At 36.1% G+C, this 18,009-nt stretch carries 11 protein-coding genes; all 11 read left to right on the forward strand.

Translation table 11 applies throughout. The annotated features are described in order from the left end of the window. Positions 1-129 precede the first annotated feature (129 nt). Positions 130-597, forward strand: coding sequence for a ribosome assembly cofactor RimP (gene rimP / locus ACGHIN_RS02055; protein WP_390450365.1), 468 nt, complete (start codon positions 130-132; stop codon positions 595-597). A gap of 17 nt (positions 598-614) precedes the next feature. Beyond that, complete coding sequence (gene nusA, locus ACGHIN_RS02060) at positions 615-1,850, forward strand: transcription termination factor NusA (protein ID WP_390450367.1); 1,236 nt, start codon at positions 615-617, stop codon at positions 1,848-1,850. Positions 1,851-1,926: 76 nt separating this feature from the next. Continuing rightward, the gene (infB, locus tag ACGHIN_RS02065; protein ID WP_390450369.1) at positions 1,927-4,878 is read left to right on the forward strand and encodes a translation initiation factor IF-2; all 2,952 of its coding nucleotides are present in this window, start codon (positions 1,927-1,929) and stop codon (positions 4,876-4,878) included. Between the two features lie 306 nt (positions 4,879-5,184). Continuing rightward, positions 5,185-8,025: a SusC/RagA family TonB-linked outer membrane protein gene (locus ACGHIN_RS02070; protein WP_390450371.1), complete on the forward strand. Its 2,841-nt coding sequence runs from the start codon at positions 5,185-5,187 to the stop codon at positions 8,023-8,025. 93 nt (positions 8,026-8,118) lie between these two features. Then, on the forward strand, positions 8,119-9,600 hold the full coding sequence (locus ACGHIN_RS02075) for a RagB/SusD family nutrient uptake outer membrane protein (RefSeq protein WP_390450373.1): 1,482 nt from the start codon (positions 8,119-8,121) through the stop codon (positions 9,598-9,600). Positions 9,601-9,627: 27 nt separating this feature from the next. Further along, positions 9,628-10,461 (forward strand): hypothetical protein, encoded by an 834-nt coding sequence (locus ACGHIN_RS02080; RefSeq protein WP_390450375.1) that lies wholly within the window; start codon positions 9,628-9,630, stop codon positions 10,459-10,461. A gap of 143 nt (positions 10,462-10,604) precedes the next feature. Further along, complete coding sequence (locus tag ACGHIN_RS02085) at positions 10,605-12,545, forward strand: putative porin (protein ID WP_390450377.1); 1,941 nt, start codon at positions 10,605-10,607, stop codon at positions 12,543-12,545. Positions 12,546-12,558: 13 nt separating this feature from the next. Next, on the forward strand, positions 12,559-14,145 hold the full coding sequence (bshC, locus tag ACGHIN_RS02090) for a bacillithiol biosynthesis cysteine-adding enzyme BshC (protein WP_390450379.1): 1,587 nt from the start codon (positions 12,559-12,561) through the stop codon (positions 14,143-14,145). A gap of 38 nt (positions 14,146-14,183) precedes the next feature. Beyond that, entirely contained in the window at positions 14,184-16,118 is a 1,935-nt protein-coding gene (locus tag ACGHIN_RS02095) for a LysM peptidoglycan-binding domain-containing protein (RefSeq protein WP_390450381.1), read from the forward strand. Positions 16,119-16,187: 69 nt separating this feature from the next. After that, positions 16,188-17,063: an ACP S-malonyltransferase gene (gene fabD / locus ACGHIN_RS02100; protein ID WP_390450383.1), complete on the forward strand. Its 876-nt coding sequence runs from the start codon at positions 16,188-16,190 to the stop codon at positions 17,061-17,063. A 10-nt stretch (positions 17,064-17,073) separates the two neighbouring features. Beyond that, the gene (locus ACGHIN_RS02105) at positions 17,074-17,979 is read left to right on the forward strand and encodes a GYDIA family GHMP kinase (RefSeq protein WP_390450385.1); all 906 of its coding nucleotides are present in this window, start codon (positions 17,074-17,076) and stop codon (positions 17,977-17,979) included. Positions 17,980-18,009 lie beyond the last annotated feature (30 nt).

The raw sequence follows: 18,009 nt of genomic DNA on the forward strand, positions 1-18,009 counted from the left end.
TATTTGCTTGATACTAAGATGATTTTGCTTTTTTAGAAAAAATGCGTATATTTGCATTGGATTTACGGAAAAAAATGAGAAGGCTTCGGAAGAAAGCCTTTTTTCGTACAGGTAAACCAAGATAATTATATGGAGTTTAGAAAAAGAATTGAAGAACTGTTACAGGAATTCCTTGAAACCAGAAAAGACTTATTTCTTATTGATTTAAAGATTTCTGCCGGGGATGATATTACGGTAATTTTAGATGGTGACAATGGAGTTTCTTTGCAGGATTGTCTGGATGCAAGCCGTGCCATAGAATTCAATATGGATCGTGAAGAGCATGATTTCAGCCTACAGGTAATGTCAGCAGGATTAAGTGAGCCATTATCAACACCGCGACAATTCAACAAAAACATCGGCCGGGAAGTTGAAGTTCTGCTGCATGACTCTTCCAAGATCGAAGGAGAATTGTCTAAAGTGGATGAAGAAAAAATCACTCTTATCCTGCGATACAGAAAACCAAAAGACATAGGGAAAGGTAAAGTGGACGTGGAAGAAGAAAAGGAAATACCTTATACAGAGATAAAAAAAGCATTAGTAGTAATTAAATTTTAAAAAAAGAAAAAAGATAAATGGATAATATAGCGTTGATTGAATCCTTTGGTGATTTTAAAGACGAAAAAGGGATCAGTAAGATTGATCTTATGGCAATTATTGAAGATTCACTGAAAACTCTTTTGAGAAAAAGATTTGATTCAGATGATCATTTTGATGTGATTGTAAACCCGGATAAAGGAGATTTTCAGATATTCCTGAATAAGACGATTGTAGAGGATGAAATGTCTGAAGATGATGACTTGGAAATTGAAATTTCTGAGGCTAAGAAAATAGATCCTACTTTTGAAGTAGGGGAAGAGTATACTATGGAAATCCCTGTTGCTCAATTGGGAAGAAGAAATATCCTTACTTTGAAGCAGATTTTAGCTACAAAATTGCAGGAGCATAATAATGCAATGCTGTATGAGCAGTTTAGAGACAGAATCGGGGAAATTGTAGTAGGGGAGATCCACCACATCCGTCACAAGCACGTTATTTTGCTGGATGACGAAGGAAATGAATTTATTCTGCCAAAAGAAAATCAGATTCCATCCGATTTCTTTAAAAAAGGTGAAAATATCAGAGCTATTGTAGAAACAGTAGACTTTAAAGGTTCTAAACCACAAATTATTATTTCCAGAACTGCGCCTAAATTCCTGGAGAAATTATTAGAGCTGGAAATTCCTGAGATCCAAGACGGAACCATCATCCTGAAAAAAGTGGTGAGAATTCCTGGAGAAAAAGCGAAGATTGCAGTAGATGCTTATGACGACAGAATTGATCCGGTAGGAGCTTGTGTGGGAGTGAAAGGATCAAGAATCCATGGCGTTGTAAGAGAGTTGAGAAATGAAAACATCGATGTGATTCAGTGGTCTAAAAACCCTGAGATTTTGGTGAAGAGAGCGTTAGGAAATGTTACCATCAATAAAATTGACATCAACGAGGCAGATACTTATGCATTAGTATATACTCCGGTTGAAGAGATTTCCAAAGTGATCGGAAAACAAGGTCAAAATATCAGACTGGCTTCTTGGTTGACAGGATATGAAATTGATGTATATAGAGAGTCCAGCGAGGATGATGACGTTGAATTGAAAGAATTTAATGACGACATTGAAGAATGGATTTTGGAGGAATTTAAAAAAGTAGGTCTTACTACTGCAAAATCTGTCTTGGATAAAGATACCGAGAGTCTTTTAAATATGGTTGACCTTGAAGAGGAAACAATTGAAGAGGTAAAACGAATATTAAGAGAAGAATTTGAGGATTAAAATTTTAAATAATTTTAATAAACAGTAAAAAGGAAATACTTTAATTTTAAAAATTAAAAAATAGTAAATAATATAAATGCCAAAAATTAGATTAAATAAAGCGGTCAAGGAATTCAACATTTCGATGTCCAGATTAGTAGAGTTTTTACAATCCAAGGGCTTTGAGGTTGAAAGCAATCCTAACGCTCAATTGGAAGAAGCGGCATATTCTGCATTGGAGGCTGAGTTTGCCAAGGATGGTGAACAACGTAAGGCTTCCCATGAAGTGGTGATCACCAAAGTTCCGGAAGAAAAACTGGAAATTGAAGAAAAGAAAACCCCTGAAGTCATAAGAGCTAAAGCTAATTTAAAACCCGAAACCAAAATTTTAGGTAAAATAGATTTAGAAAATAAAAAACCTGAAGCTGAAGAAGCTCCGGCTCCTGCACCTGTTGCAGAAGAGAAAAAAGAGGAACCAAAACCGGCTCCTACTCCTGAAGTTACTCCGGCAACACCTGAAAAACAGGAGTTCAAGGTTTTAGATAAAATTGATTTATCTCAAATAGAAAGCAGAAACAGACCTGCTAAGAAAGAAAAACCTGTAGTGGAAGAAAAGAAAGTGGAACAAAAACCGGTAGAAGAGCCTGTGAAAGAAGCTCCTAAACCTGTTGCCGCTGTTGAGCCGAAACCAGTTGAAACAAAACCTGAAGCTCAAGCAGCTGACGAACCGCAAGAACCTCAAAAAATTGAGACCGTTTATCAAAAACTTGACGGACCGAAAATTGTTGGGGAAAAGATAGATTTAACTCAGTTTGCGGATAAATCAAGATCTTCTTCTGCGGGAGCTAAAAAGAAAAGAAAAAGAATTGAAAAGCCGGGTTCTAATCAACAGAATCAAGGTAATAACCAACAGTCCGGAAACAACCAAGGTGGCGGTCAAGGAAACCGTCCTCATGGAGGAAATCAAGGAAATCGTCCACAAGGTCAGGGTGGTCAAGGAAATCGTCCGCAAGGTCAAGGTGGCCAAGGCGGAAACCGTTTTGGAAACAACAATCAGGGTAACCGTCCACAAGGTCAAGGCGGAGGATTCAAGAAAGGAGGACAGAATAACAGACCTGGGCAAAGAGTAATGCCTGTTGAGTTAACGGATGAACAAGTTAAAAACCAGATCAAGGAAACTCTTGAAAAGCTTACCAATAAAGGAGGTAAATCTAAATCTGCAAAACACAGAAAAGATAAAAGAACTTTCCGTAGAGAACAGGATGAGCGTCAGCAAGAACTTGAAGCACAAGACAGAACTCTGAAAGTTACTGAATTTATTACCGTAGGAGAATTGGCAAGCTTAATGAACGTTTCTCCAACTGAAGTTATCTCCGCTTGTTTCTCACTAGGAGTAATGGTTACCATGAACCAGAGACTTGAAGCTGATACTTTATTGCTAGTGGCTGATGAATTCGGATATAAGATTGAATTCTCTGATGCGGATCTTGAAGAAAGCGATGCGGAAGAAGAAATCGACAGCGAAGAAGATCTTAGCCCAAGAGCTCCGATCGTTACGGTAATGGGACACGTTGACCATGGTAAGACCTCATTGCTTGACTATATTAGAAAAACCAACGTAATTGCCGGTGAATCCGGAGGAATTACACAGCACATCGGTGCATATAATGTGAAGCTTGAAAATGGTCAGAGAATTACATTCTTAGATACGCCAGGTCACGAAGCATTTACGGCGATGAGAGCCAGAGGTGCTCAGATCACCGATATTGCGATTATCGTGATTGCAGCGGATGATGATGTGATGCCTCAGACAAAAGAAGCGATCTCTCACGCGCAGGCTGCAGGAGTACCAATGATCATTGCCTTAAACAAAGTGGATAAGCCGAATGCTAATCCGGATAACATCCGTCAGCAGCTTTCCGGAATGAATATCTTAGTTGAAGAGTGGGGTGGAAACGTTCAGTCTCAGGAAATCTCTGCTAAGTTTGGTAATAATATCGATCTTTTATTAGAGAAGGTTTTACTTCAGGCTGAGTTATTAGAGTTAAAAGCTAATCCAAATAGAAATGCTCAAGGTGTTGTTATTGAAGCATCATTAGATAAAGGGAGGGGATATGTATCAACAATGTTGGTACAATCCGGAACTTTAAGAGTTGGAGATTATGTTTTGGCCGGTAAAAACCACGGTAAGGTAAAGGCAATGCTTGATGAAAGAGGAAGAAACCTTAAAGAAGCAGGACCTTCAATTCCGGTTACTATTTTAGGATTGGATGGAGCGCCAACTGCAGGAGATAAGTTTAAAGTATATGAAGATGAAAGTGAAGCAAAAACTATTGCCAACAAGAGAGAGCAGCTTCAAAGAGAACTTTCTATCAGAACTAAAAAGCATACAACCCTTGAAGAGCTTGGAAGAAGAATTGCTCTGGGTGATTTCAAAGAATTGAATATTATCCTGAAAGGAGACGTGGATGGTTCCGTAGAAGCATTATCTGATCAATTGCAGAGATTATCTACAGAAGAGATCAACGTCAATATTCTTCATAAAGGAGTTGGGCAGATCACGGAATCTGATGTGAACCTTGCGACAGCATCTGATGCCATCATTATCGGATTTAACGTAAGAGCCGGAGCGAATGCTAAAGATCTTGCGGATAGAGAAGAAATTGAGATCAGAACGTATTCTGTAATCTATGCAGCGATTGAAGAAGTGAAAGAAGCTATGGAAGGAATGCTTTCTCCTGAGATCAAAGAACAGGTAATTGGTAATGTAGAAATCAGAGAAATATTCAAGATTTCTAAAGTAGGAACAATTGCCGGTTGTATGGTGCTTTCAGGTAAAGTAACGAGAAACTCTAAAGTAAGAGTATTAAGAGACGGAATCGTGAAATTTGACGGGGAATTGGAAAGTTTAAAACGTTTCAAAGATGACGTTAAAGAGGTTACAAAAGGCTACGAATGTGGATTAAACCTTAAAGGATATAACGATATTGAAGTAGGAGATATTTTAGAGGTGTATGAAGAAGTTGCTGTTAAAAAGAAGTTGAAATAAAGCTTTTAAATTTAAATACATGAAAACCACTTGTTTAACAAGTGGTTTTTTATTTTGCTTATTTTAATTTATAACGATTCTAAATAATATTTTCATCATTGCTTTTTTTTTGTTAAAAATGTTTTTTACTATGGCTATTTTAAAGTTTATTAAATAATAACCGCCTATTATTGCTAAGTTTTATTTATTTTATCTATAATTCACTATATATTGTAAAAAAATAGGCGGTATAACTGTTTAAAAAACTTGCAAGTGTTAATATTTATTAACATATTTGCCTATTAAAATATATTAAAATTTGTTAATATGAATGTTAAATTACGTGTATTGAGTGCTGGAGTATTGTTCTTTATGGGTGGGCAAACACTATTAGCGCAAGCAAAACAGGATACTATTCCAAAAAAAGAAACTAAAATCGATGAGGTTGTAGTAGTTGGATATAGAGCTGTATCTAAAAAAACTGCAGTGGTATCTACTGCGCAAATTAAAGAAGAAACTATTAACGGTAGACCAAACTCAAACCTTATGAACGTTGTTCAGGGGCAGTTGGCTGGGGTTAATATTAGTACAGGAACTGGGCAGCCGGGTGCTAAACCTACTGTAATCATCAGAGGGGTGGGTACTTTCAGTGGTAACACTGACCCCCTATATGTAATCGATGGTTTCCCTACAAACAGTGACTCATTTAGATCATTAAACCCTAATGATGTTGAAAGTATGGAAGTATTAAAAGATGCTTCTGCTACAGCTCAATATGGTAACAGGGGTTCTAACGGGGTTATTGTTATCAAAACGAAAGCAGGTAGATATGGTGATAGAACAACATTTAACTATAGATCTCAGATCGGGGTTTCAATGTTGCAAGACGCTAGATATAACTTAGCTAATGCCAGAGAATTGTTAACTCTTGAAAACAGATATGGTGCTGGTGTAGGAGCTGGTATGACTCAAGAGGAGATTAATAATTACCAGACTAATACAAATTGGTTAGATATTTTCTTCAGACCTTCTTTCTTACAGAGTCATGACTTCTCTATAACTACAGGAGCTAAAAATATTAATAGCTATACCAATGTAGGATACTTACAACAAGATGGTATCCTAGAGAACAGTGGAATGAAGAGATTTACTGTTAGAAATACAATTAACGGTAAAACTAACGATAATAAATTTAAATATAGTTTAGGTACTGCTATCGGTTACACTAGAAATGATCAAATTGGAAGTTTAGGTACAGGAGGTGTTAACCAGAATATGATTATTGGTGCGTACCAAGGAGCACCACACCTTTCTCCTAGCATGTATCAAAATTCTCAGCAATTATGGGATCTATACCAAACTGAAGGAACGTTATTATTTACTCCACTATTCTTGATGGATAAAATGAAAACATTCTACACTGGTTTAGATGAGATGAGATTAGATGTTACTTCTGAAATGTCTTATCAAATTCTTCCTGCCCTTACTGCGAGAATGAGAGCTAACGCCCAGTTGATTACTCAAAACGGATTAACTTGGCAACATCCAATCTCATTCAACTCTTTCTTATTCCAGAATGGAACAGAAGCAGTGGGTACAGAAACAATTGCTGAATCTAGACAATTCTACTTCAATAACTTATGGCAATTAGAATATAGCAAGTCTTTCGGAAACCACACTATTAATGCTGCAGCTGCTTTCGAATTTAACAATGCTATGTTAAAATCAAGTACATTTACTCAAAGAGGTCTTAACCCATTAACTTGGGTGCCAGGAACTGGATCGGGTTATGTTACAGATACAAGCGCTGATGACTTCAACGTACCAACAGTTGGAGCAGGACAATCCAGACTTAACATGTTCTCTTTCTTTGGTAACATTGATTATGACTATAATAAGAAATATGGTATCGTAGCTAACATCAGACGAGACGCTTCAAGTAGATTCAGCCCGGATCAAAGATGGGGTACTTTCTGGTCTGTGGGAGGTAGATGGAATTTAGATGAAGAAAGCTTCATGGACAATGTGAAATGGGTTAACTCATTTAAAATTAGAGGATCTTATGGGGTAACTGGTAACCAAAGAATTGTAGACGGTACTGTTTGGGCTGGATTAAATCCTCCTCCATATCTAGATACTTTCTCTATTGCTAATAACGTTTATAACGGATTAATGGGTATGGGAATCACTTTAGGATATGCTGACCTAAGATGGGAAACTACCAAGCAATGGAACATAGGTACTGACTTTGAATTATTTAACAGAAGATTAAGAGGACAGTTTGACGTTTATGATAGAAAAACAATTGACCTGTTTGATGACTGGGCACAATCTCCAACAAGTGGGGTTTTATCTATCAGACAAAACACTCCGCAAGATTTAAGAAATAGCGGATATGAATTATCTCTTGCTTATGATATAGTTAAGAATGATAACTTTACCTTTACATTAAGAGGAAACGGATCTATCAACAAACAAAGAGTATATGATTTACCAGATGGAATCTTACGTGAAGGTACTCAACCAATGGTTTACTCTCAAAATGGATCACTATACCAAGCACCATATGTATACCATTACTTAGGTGTTAATCCAAATAATGGTAACTTATTATTTGAAGATATCAACGGTAATCCTACTGAAACTCCAACAACTGCAGATTTAAGACCACTTAAGTACAACACAGTACCTAAATATCAAGGTGGTTTCGGATTTGATTTAGATTATAAAGGTTTGTATTTATCAACTACATTTACATATGTTGCAGGTTTATATAGATACGATTATGATCTATCTGGATTCTACGATCCAACAGATTTAGGTCAATTTAACGTTTCAAAAGATCTATTAAACGCATGGACTCCTACAAACACGAATACAAATATTCCTTCACTTACAGCTACTAACTATGAAGCTCAGGCATTGTCAGACAGATTCTTGGTTGATGGTTCTTATGTAAGACTTAGAAATATCCAATTAGGATATAATATTCCAAAATCTGTATTAAACGGAACATTTGTAAGAGAATTAAGAGTGACATTACAAGCTGAGAACCTTGCAACATGGACTAAATGGCAAGGGTATGATGCAGAAAGTAATAGAGCAGCGGATCAAGGACAATATCCTTCTCCTAAAACATTTACTTTAGGATTTGATGTTAAGTTTTAATTAATGAATAAGAATTTAAAAAAAATGAAAAAATTAGTTTATATATCACTTATAGCCTTAGCAGGATTATCTTCTACATCTTGTAGTAATGATATGCTAGATACTTATGCGCCGGGGGCTTTGACAGAAGATGTAGCCTTCCAGACAAGTTCTGACCTGAGGTTATTGCTTAACTCGGTATATGCGGCAGCTTCAGGCCGTTCTGAGGCAGAATTTGTATCTGTATTTACAGATGAGTGTGGAATCGGAGTTGCAAACGGAGGACAAGGTTTAACAGACGACTATGTATTCTTCTTAACTCCTACATCAGGTGGACCCTCTGCTTTATGGGCAAATACATATATTGCTTTAGCAAGAATTAATAGGGTTCTTGAATATTCTAATAAAATAGCACCTAAGGATGCTGAAGATGCAAAAGTTATCGCTAGAATTAAAGCGGAAGCTTTAACAATGAGAGCTTATTGTCACTTAAAAATCTTAGCATATTTTACAACAGATATGAAAAGTGACTCTGCTTTAGCAGGTATTATTTCAGACAGAATTTTCCCAGCTGAAGATAATGATCGTCCAAGAAACACGAATGGAGAGTTTTATGCTTTCATTCACAGTGACTTAGATCAGGCAATTGCTTTATACACAGCTAACCCTGCTGCCGGACTTGATCCAACTGTAGCTAACGTTAACTTTACAAGAGGGTTAAAAGCTCGTGCTTATTCTTATAAAGGAGATTATGCAAATGCTGAAAATTGGGCTAATCAGGTAATCAACACTTCAGGTGTGAGTCTTGCAACTAAAACTCAATATCAGGGAGTTTTCTTCAACGAATCTAATGGTGCAACTCAGGAAGTTATCTTTAAATTAAAGAGAACTGCTCAACAAAATGCACAGGCTTCGAACTTACACAATGCATGGTGTAGTGTAAGACCAAACGCAGCTGGTTCTCCTTTCTATGAAGTAAGTAGAGCTTTATATAACTTAATGGCTCCAAATAGTGCAACTGATGTAAGGTTTAGAACTATTGTAGCTCCTTCTTCAATTGTTGACCCAGGCTATGCTACTTCTCCTAATTATAGAGATTCTGACGTATTGGTAATCAACAAACATGGGGGTGTTGCAACAGGTACTGCTACCTGGGCAACTACAGGTACAAATGGAAATAATAATGATTTTAAAATCATGAGAATTTCTGAAATGTATTTCATCAAAGCAGAAGCGAGAGCTGCTGCTGGAGATTTACCAGGTGCTGCTGCTGCTGTTAAAGCTGTAGTAGATCAAAGATTTGGAGCTAGTCAGACTGTTGCTTATGGCAGTGCAACTGCAGCTTGGAAAGGAATCTTAGATCAAAGAAGAATTGAATTTGCTTACGAAGGTTATAGATTTATAGATATAAAAAGATTGGGTACTTTAGCTAATGCAGGAATTGATAGACATCCTGTAGATTACTCTTCTAGTACTTCAAACTTCCCTGGAGGTAACCCAGCGAACTTGCCTTTAAGCAGCCATAAGTGGGCTTTACCAATTCCATCTTTGGAACTAAATGTGAATACAGCTATTCAGCAAAACCCAGGTTATTAATTTTATAAATAGACTAAAATGAAAAATATGTTAAAATATCTAATGCTTTTTGCAGCCTTCTTCTCTGTATTTTCATGTGCTGATGATGAAGGTTTGCCAAACCCAGAATATGATAGAGGAAGTTTTCTAAATTTTGATAAAGCAGCAGAAAGCAATTATTTTGTAAGTGTTGGCTCTACTTATCGCGATGTAGAACTTTCTTTTGGTACCATTGGAAGTGTTGATGGTTCTCATCAAGTTAAATTGGTAGTTGACGCTGCTAAATCAACAGCTGTTGAAGGAGTTAACTTTCAAATTGTTCAAAACCCTGTAGAACTTGCTGCTGGTCAAAATGGAGGGACTTTTAAAATAAGAATACTAGAAACCGGAGCTACAACAGTTCCTAAAGTTGCAGTCTTTAAACTTCAATCAGCTACTTTACCGAACGCTGTTTTTAACCAGGAGCATAAAATGTCAATGTCTTTAACTTGTCCGGTATCTTACTTTATTGGAACTGGGACATTTAAAAATACTGTTGCATATTGGATGGCACCTGCAGGAACAAACTATATTGTGGAAAATGTTACAACAGGAACAACGCCGCAATTTAAGATTAAAGGTTATATGGATGATGGAAGTGATCTTGTTGTAAATTACAACCCTACTACTTATGAGGTTAATATACCTTTACAACCAACAGGATATGCAATACCACAGGGGAATGTATATGCTTCTGATCATGCTACAACTAAATCAAGCTTTAATCCGTGTACAAGAACATTGAATCTTAATGTTTACTGGCATGTAAGAAACGCAGCAGGTACTATTGTTGCACACTATAATGGTGGTAATGCAGCTAACGAAGTATTTGTAGGACAATAATTAAAGTATTGAAAAATAATAAAAAAACCTCGTCTTTCAGACGGGGTTTTTTATTTCCTTTTATTTCTTATTTTTGCTTTACAGAATCAGGAAATGGAACCACGTGGTAATACATTACCTTTTTGAACAATATACAAGTCCATATGAAATATATATTTCTCATCATACTTTTCTCAGGCTTTTTTGCTCATGCACAAGTAGTCAATAAAACAGACTCAAATAAACTGGATAAAAAGCTGGAAGATACATTGGTCATAGATTCGGGGAGAAAAGACTCTTTGAAAATATTTAAGCCAACCATTAATGATTATCAGTTTCAGACGCAATATGCTGAAAAGAAAATTTTTGATACGGTAATGACCTTCGATAAAACCTATATCTTCTCACAGTATAACAATAGAGATAATTTTGGGAGAATTCAGTTTGCCAATGTGGGTTCCGGATTTAATCCTTTATCTTATGAAGTCAACTCTGAACAAAATCTATCTTTATTGCCTACCAATAAATCTTATGGGATTATTGGAATTAATGATGTGCAATATTATGATGTGAAAACCCCAACTGCCACATTTGTTTATCATAACTCAATGAGGAATGGAGCAGCTTTGAAATCTACCTACACCCAAAACATAGGGAAGAGATTCAATTTTGCATTGGAATACATGGGGCTTCGTTCTCAAGGACTTTACAGGAACTCTTTAGCTTCGAATAATAATACTTTGTTTTCAGGGCACTATATTACCAAAAAAGGAAATTATGAGATATTTGCCCATTATTTGCACCAAAATGTCAACAACCAGGAAAACGGTGGGATTTTCGAAGACGATCTGTTCCAAAATGGAGATAGTGAATATAGAAACAGGCAGAATGCTCAGGTAAATCTTGCTTCTACCAGTTCCCAGTTCTCTTACAGAAGATATTATTTGAGCCATCAGTTTACCCCTTTTAATTCAGAAAAGTTTCCTTTCAGAATAAGACATACGATTTTCCATCAGGGTAATAAATACTTCTATCATCAGGATGCGTTAGAACCGTATTGGTATACGAATGAAGATGAACTGATCAGCGGTTTTCCGCTTTCTACAAAAAAATATTCTGACAACTTAAGCAATACAGTCAGTTTGGTTTTGGATAATGAAAAATTCAGGCTTGATGCAGGAGTTCGTTATCAGATGTTGAAATTCGGAATAGAAGAAGGTGTTGTCGTGAACGACGTTGCCTGGCCTACTGAAATTAAAGAAAACAGGCTGGGTGCGGTAGGAAACTTACAGGTTAAGCTTTGGGATAAAGTTCAGTTGAATTCATTCCTTGAATTTTCAAATGGAAGCGAGTTCGGCACTTATGTAAAGACCACTAATAATTTGAAATTTGAGCCGATCAAAGATTACTTCGTCAATGCAAAAGTAAACTTTCAAAGTGTTTACCCTACATTCAATTATTTACTGAATACTTCGGTTTATAAAAACTTCAATTATTATCTTCAGGATGCAAAGAATCAAACCATCACCGAAATTGGCGGAAACATCAATCTGAAATGGTTTAAAACAGAACTATTTGCCAATTATTTCAGAATAGATAATTATACTTATTTCGACAGCAGTGCGACACCAAGGCAAAGCGAAACGCCTTTGAATATTTCTCAAATTGGAGGCGATGCCACATTTAGCTATGGTAATTTTCATTTGAATACAAGATTGCAGTTTCAGAACGCTTTAACGAATAAAGATTTATATCCAATGCCAGGTTTCATAGGAAGAGCCAATATTTTCTACCAGACCCATGCATTTAAAAAAGCAGCAGAAATTCAGGCGGGGATCAAAGTATATTACTTCTCTAAATTTGCATCAAGAGATTATTTCCCGGTGCTTAATGAATATATTCTTCCGAATGCTAATTCATTCTCCATCGGAGGGCAGCCGATTGCGGATGTTTATTTTAATATGAAAGTTAAAAAAATGTTCTTTTTTATAGAAGGGCAACAAATCGGGACACTTGCGTCTCATAATAAAGCATACGCATTTCCACACTATCCTGTATACGACTTCAGATTGAATATAGGAATTGTCTGGTATTTGTTCAACTAAAAGTACAATCAGGTTGAAAACAATAAATAAAATATCATTTAATGATATAGAAAGCATTCCTCAATTAATTAAGGACTTTTTAAGCCATAGAATTGAAGGATTTGAAGAAAATACATTTTCTTTAGATAATTTCAGAAAGCAGATTCACTTAAAGCAGCAATCTTTTACCACAGAGCAAAGAGAAGTTTTATCTCATGCTATTCAGAATCAGCTTTCTGGTCTTACACTTTCCTCAAAACAGAAAGAAAATCTGCAAGACCTGAATGCACCTAATACATTCACTATTACCACGGGGCATCAATTGAATTTGTTTTCAGGGCCTGTTTTCTTCATATATAAAATATTGCAGACCATAAAAACCTGCGCGTATTTAAAGGAAAACTTCCCTGATTTCAATTTTGTACCGGTATATTGGATGGCTTCCGAAGACCATGATTTTGCAGAGATCAATCATTTCAAAACACAGAACGGCTACTATGAAATAAATGAAAAATCGGGAGGGCCTGTTGGAAGAATACCTGTAACGGATACTTTCTTTATTTCTGAATTTGAAAAAGAATTTAAAGACTATGTTTTCGGAACAGAGCTTATATTAATGCTTAAAGAAGCCTATAAAACAGGAAATACTCTTACGGATGCCATTAAAATCTTAGTGAACAGACTCTTTTCAGAATTTGGGCTCCTCATTTTAGATGGGGACTCTAAAGAATTAAAGACAGAAATTAAAGAAGTGTTTAAAGATGAGCTTCTTCATTTCAGTCTGCAAAAAATATCAAAGCAGAAAGTAGAGTTTCTTACAGCGAAATATGGCAAAGTTCAGGTAAATCCAAGAGAAATCAACCTGTTTTATCTTTCTGATACAAGAGACAGAATAGATTTTGACGGACAACAATACATTGTTGTTGATAAAGATATTCAGTTCAGTCAGGAACAAATCATCAATGAACTGGAAAGCACTCCGGAAAAATTCAGCCCTAATGCGTTGATGCGTCCTGTTTATCAGGAAAAAATATTGCCTAATATTGCTTATATCGGTGGGAATGCTGAGATTATGTATTGGCTGGAACTGAAAGATTATTTTTCTCACATTGATATTCCGTTTCCTATTCTTATTCCAAGAAACTCCATGCTGTTTCTACAGGAAAAAACAATAAAGAAAATTGAAAAATTGGATTTGAAAATTGAAGACTTTTTTCAAAATTTCACAACTATTACCAATAATAAAATTTTAGATAATAATGCCATTCTTAAATTATTGGAAGAAAAAGAAAATGTATTGGTCAATAATTTTTCTGAATTAAAGTCTATGGCAGAAACTACTGAGAAATCTTTTGGGAATATGGTGAAAGCAGAAGAAGTGAGACAGCTTAAATCATTCAAAAGAATGAAAAAAAGACTTCTTCATGCGGAAAAAATAAAGCAGAAGGAATTGCTCGAAAGACTGGAAAATCTCTTCCTGGATGTGCACCCTTCGAAGACATGGCAGGAAAGAATTTATAATTTTAGTGTTTTTTTTGCTGACCAAGGCTATTCATGGCTTGAAACTTGTTTAGAGGAAATGGTGGTACAAGAATCAAAATTAATAATTGTTGCCATTTAATTTTAAAGAAGTATTTTTGTAAATTATAAGTATCGAACATGATCAAGAGGTTTTTTATTTTATCCGGTTTATGTATGGTTTTGGGTGTTTCTGCTCAAAAATCCCACACTGTTGTAAAAGGAGATAATCCGTACAATATTGCTAAAAGATACGGTATGACCGTGGATGAATTGCTGAAACTGAACCCAAAGTTTAAAGACGGCAAATTAGCAATTGGAGACGTTCTTGCAGTAAAATCAGATAAAAAAACTGTAGCCGTTGCAAAACCGGCTGTAGTTGAAAAAAAACAAACGGGTACTGAATTGGGGAAGATTGTTTTGCAGCCTAAGCAAACTATTTACGGAATCACCAAGCAATACCGAATTTCAGAAACCGATCTAAGAAAATTAAATCCTGAATTGGATTCCCATATGAAAATTGGGGACGAAATCACGTTACCTCTTGAAAGCATTAAAAAATATGGTGGAACTCAACAGGTAGCTGTTGCAGCAAAACCTGTAGAAACTGCCGTTGACACAGCTACTCCTACTACATCTTCTGATACTGAGAATTATACGATTCAATCTAAAGATAATTATTACAGGATTTCAAAGCAGTTTGGAATCACTCAACAGGAGCTATTTGCTCTAAACCCTGGTTTGGAAGAAAAAGGCTTAAAACCTGGAGAAACTATTAAAGTAAAAAGATCAAATACAAATGCAGTTGCCGAATCTGCTGCCAATTCCAAAACGACGATTGATTCCGGAAACGACAAATCTTCTCACACATCTTCCAATACAGAAGCTGCTTCAGCAGAGGAATATGTAACTTATACCGTTCAGCAGGGAGACACTGTATTTTCTATCGTTAATAAATTCGGAGTTACCATTGATGAGCTGATTGCTTTAAACCCTGAATTATCCAACGGTTTAAAAGCCGGTATGGTTCTGAAAATTAAAAAACTGGATCCGGCTTATGTAAAGAAAAGTGGAGATGCATTAAGCGTTGTCATGATGTTGCCTTTCGGATACAGCACCAACGAAACCCAATACAGAAGTATGGCAATGGATTTCTTAACGGGAGCCCAGCTTGCCGTTGAAAGAAATGCCAGAAACGGACAGAAATTGGATATTAAAATCGTGGATTCAGGAAATGAGGCTACTTTTAAAAATTCATTGACGCAGATCAATCCTAACAATACAGACCTGATCATAGGGCCTTTCTTTAAATCTAATGTCGTAGATGTGCTGGATTTTACGAAAAACCAAAAAATCCCGATCGTTGCTCCATTTGCCAATTCTCCGGAACTATACAATTACAGCAACCTCATCATTGTTGAAACCAATGATCAAACCTACGCAGACAAAATAGTTGATGAAGTAAAAGCGGTATATTCTGACCAGAAAATATATATCGTTGCAGACGGCAAAAAAGACAATGCCAATTACATAAAAGCAGGTCTTGAAAAAGCGGTTAAAAATTCAAATGTGAAGATTGTAAGCTCACCTTCAGAAATTCAACTTGATCAGAATATGATGACAGGACAGGCCGCTCCGGTAATTGCTGTTTTGGCAAGTGATACTGATAATACTGGTGAAGCATTTTCCAATAAGATTATTGCATTATCAAAAGAAGTACAAGGAGTGAAGGCTTTCAGTATGTACTACGTTCCAAGCTTCGAAAAAAGAGTGGATGAACTAAGCCAGGCCAATCTGGTGTATTTGATGGATAGGAAGATCAACACAGATGGGACTTTTGAAAAAGAGATTTTGGCAGCGTATAAAAGCAAATACTGTAAAACGCCGGGCAAATATGCCATCATAGGTTTTGATGTGGTAAATGATATGCTGACAAGAGAAAATAAAAAAGGAGAAATTTTTAAACAAATGAATAAAGTCCAGACCCAGTTAGCTACCAAATTTGAATTTGTGAAATCAAAAGCGAATGGGGCATATGTGAACACTGGTTACCGTGTGATCAGATTGGTTCCTTAATGACTTTTATCGCTTACAGAATATTTTTCAACATTATATTTATATTTGCATAATATTTTAAATTAATACATGAAAGCACTTGTATTTCCTGGGCAGGGATCTCAATTTGTGGGGATGGGAAAAGAATTGTACGATTCTCGAAAAGACATAAAGGATTTGATGGAATCTGCCAATGAAATTTTAGGGTTTGATATTCTTTCCATTATGTTTAATGGAACAGATGAAGATCTTAAAAAAACAGAAGTAACCCAACCTTCAATTTTTATACATTCAGTAGCTGCATTGAAAGCAGTGAATGGTCTTGGTGCCGAAATGGTTGCTGGGCATTCATTAGGAGAATTTTCCGCATTGGTTGCCAATGGCGTTTTATCATTTGATGACGGTTTGAAGCTCGTGGCCGAAAGAGCCAAGGCAATGCAGGAAGCTTGTGATGCCAATCCAAGCTCTATGGCAGCCATTTTAGGATTGGAAGATGCTAAAGTGGAAGAAATATGTTCAACGATCAGTGGGATTGTTGTTCCGGCGAATTATAACTGTCCTGGTCAGCTTGTGATTTCAGGAGAAACGGCAGCAGTAGAAGAAGCTTGTGCTAAATTGAAAGAAGCAGGAGCAAAAAGAGCATTGTTATTACCAGTGAACGGAGCTTTCCATTCACCATTAATGCAGCCTGCACAAGAAAAATTAGCAGCAGCTATTGAAAATACAAAATTCAGAAAAGCTACGATTCCTGTGTACCAAAACATCACTACAACAGCGGTAACCAATCCGGATGAAATCAAACAAAATTTGATTGCACAATTAACGGGGCCAGTAAAATGGACACAGTCTGTACAAAATATGGTCAAAGACGGTGCTTCTAATTTTGTGGAAGTAGGACCAGGTAAAACTCTTCAGGGATTGATTAAAAAAATCGATTCTTCTGTAGAAGTAGCATCTGCAATCTAAATAAAAAAATATGACCGGAATATTCTCTCCAGGAAAGCTGATGCTTACTTCCGAATATTTCGCAATGGATGGAGCTCTTGTCTTAGCTGTACCTACCAGGCTGGGACAAGAGTTTTTTTTTGAAGAAAAAGAAGATTTGGAATCTTTGATTTTCTGGGAAGCCTATCATCAGAATACATTATGGCTGAAAGCTGTTATTGATTATAAAAACTGGCAGATCTTAGAAACCAACATTCTTCCGAGCGCTGAATTCATAATGAAAACTCTAAAAAATGTTCAGCAGCTTTCGGAAGTTAAATTACAGCATGCAAATTCTTATTATTTAAAAACCAATCTACAGTTTCCTGCTGATTACGGGCTCGGAAGTAGTTCCACTTTAATGAATAATCTTGCAGAATGGGCAAAAATAGATCCGTTTCATTTAAATGCAATAAGCTTGGGTGGAAGCGGTTATGATATAGCGGTAGCTAAAGAGAAATCTGCCGTTCTTTATCAAAGTAAGCCGGAAATCAGATATGAAAAGGTAAACTTTAGTCCTTCATTCAAAAATGAGTTGATCTTTATTCATTTAAATCAAAAACAAGATAGTCGGGAAGGAATTAATTTGTACAAGTCCAAAAAGAAGTCTCAAGATTTAGTTGATGAATTTTCAAATCTTACAAGAAATATTTTGTTATGTAATGAATTGCAAATTTTTTCTCAGTTAATGTTGGAACATGAACAAAAAATATCCAATTTTCTTGAAATTCCCACAGTTAGACAGCGTTTTTTCCAGGATTGCCCTGTTTTTGTCAAAAGCTTGGGAGCATGGGGTGGAGATTTTGTAATGAGTGCTAAATTTGACGGCTTTAGAGACTATTTTTGGGGAAAAGGTTTTTCTACTATTTTTGAATGGGGTGATTTAATTTCCTTATAATCAGTGGTTTACAAGGCTGTATTTTTCTTT

This window comes from Chryseobacterium barbadense, from assembly GCF_042849955.1.
Lineage (GTDB): Bacteria > Bacteroidota > Bacteroidia > Flavobacteriales > Weeksellaceae > Chryseobacterium.

What these genes read in the sequence shown, in the direction of transcription:
- ACGHIN_RS02105 (WP_390450385.1), top strand. Translation starts at nt 17,074, where the DNA reads ATGACCGGAATATTCTCTCCAGGAAAGCTGATGCTTACTTCCGAATAT.
- ACGHIN_RS02070 (WP_390450371.1), top strand. Translation starts at nt 5,185, where the DNA reads ATGAATGTTAAATTACGTGTATTGAGTGCTGGAGTATTGTTCTTTATG.
- rimP (WP_390450365.1), top strand. Translation starts at nt 130, where the DNA reads ATGGAGTTTAGAAAAAGAATTGAAGAACTGTTACAGGAATTCCTTGAA.
- ACGHIN_RS02080 (WP_390450375.1), top strand. Translation starts at nt 9,628, where the DNA reads ATGTTAAAATATCTAATGCTTTTTGCAGCCTTCTTCTCTGTATTTTCA.
- ACGHIN_RS02075 (WP_390450373.1), top strand. Translation starts at nt 8,119, where the DNA reads ATGCTAGATACTTATGCGCCGGGGGCTTTGACAGAAGATGTAGCCTTC.
- ACGHIN_RS02085 (WP_390450377.1), top strand. Translation starts at nt 10,605, where the DNA reads ATGAAATATATATTTCTCATCATACTTTTCTCAGGCTTTTTTGCTCAT.
- nusA (WP_390450367.1), top strand. Translation starts at nt 615, where the DNA reads ATGGATAATATAGCGTTGATTGAATCCTTTGGTGATTTTAAAGACGAA.
- fabD (WP_390450383.1), top strand. Translation starts at nt 16,188, where the DNA reads ATGAAAGCACTTGTATTTCCTGGGCAGGGATCTCAATTTGTGGGGATG.
- ACGHIN_RS02095 (WP_390450381.1), top strand. Translation starts at nt 14,184, where the DNA reads ATGATCAAGAGGTTTTTTATTTTATCCGGTTTATGTATGGTTTTGGGT.
- infB (WP_390450369.1), top strand. Translation starts at nt 1,927, where the DNA reads ATGCCAAAAATTAGATTAAATAAAGCGGTCAAGGAATTCAACATTTCG.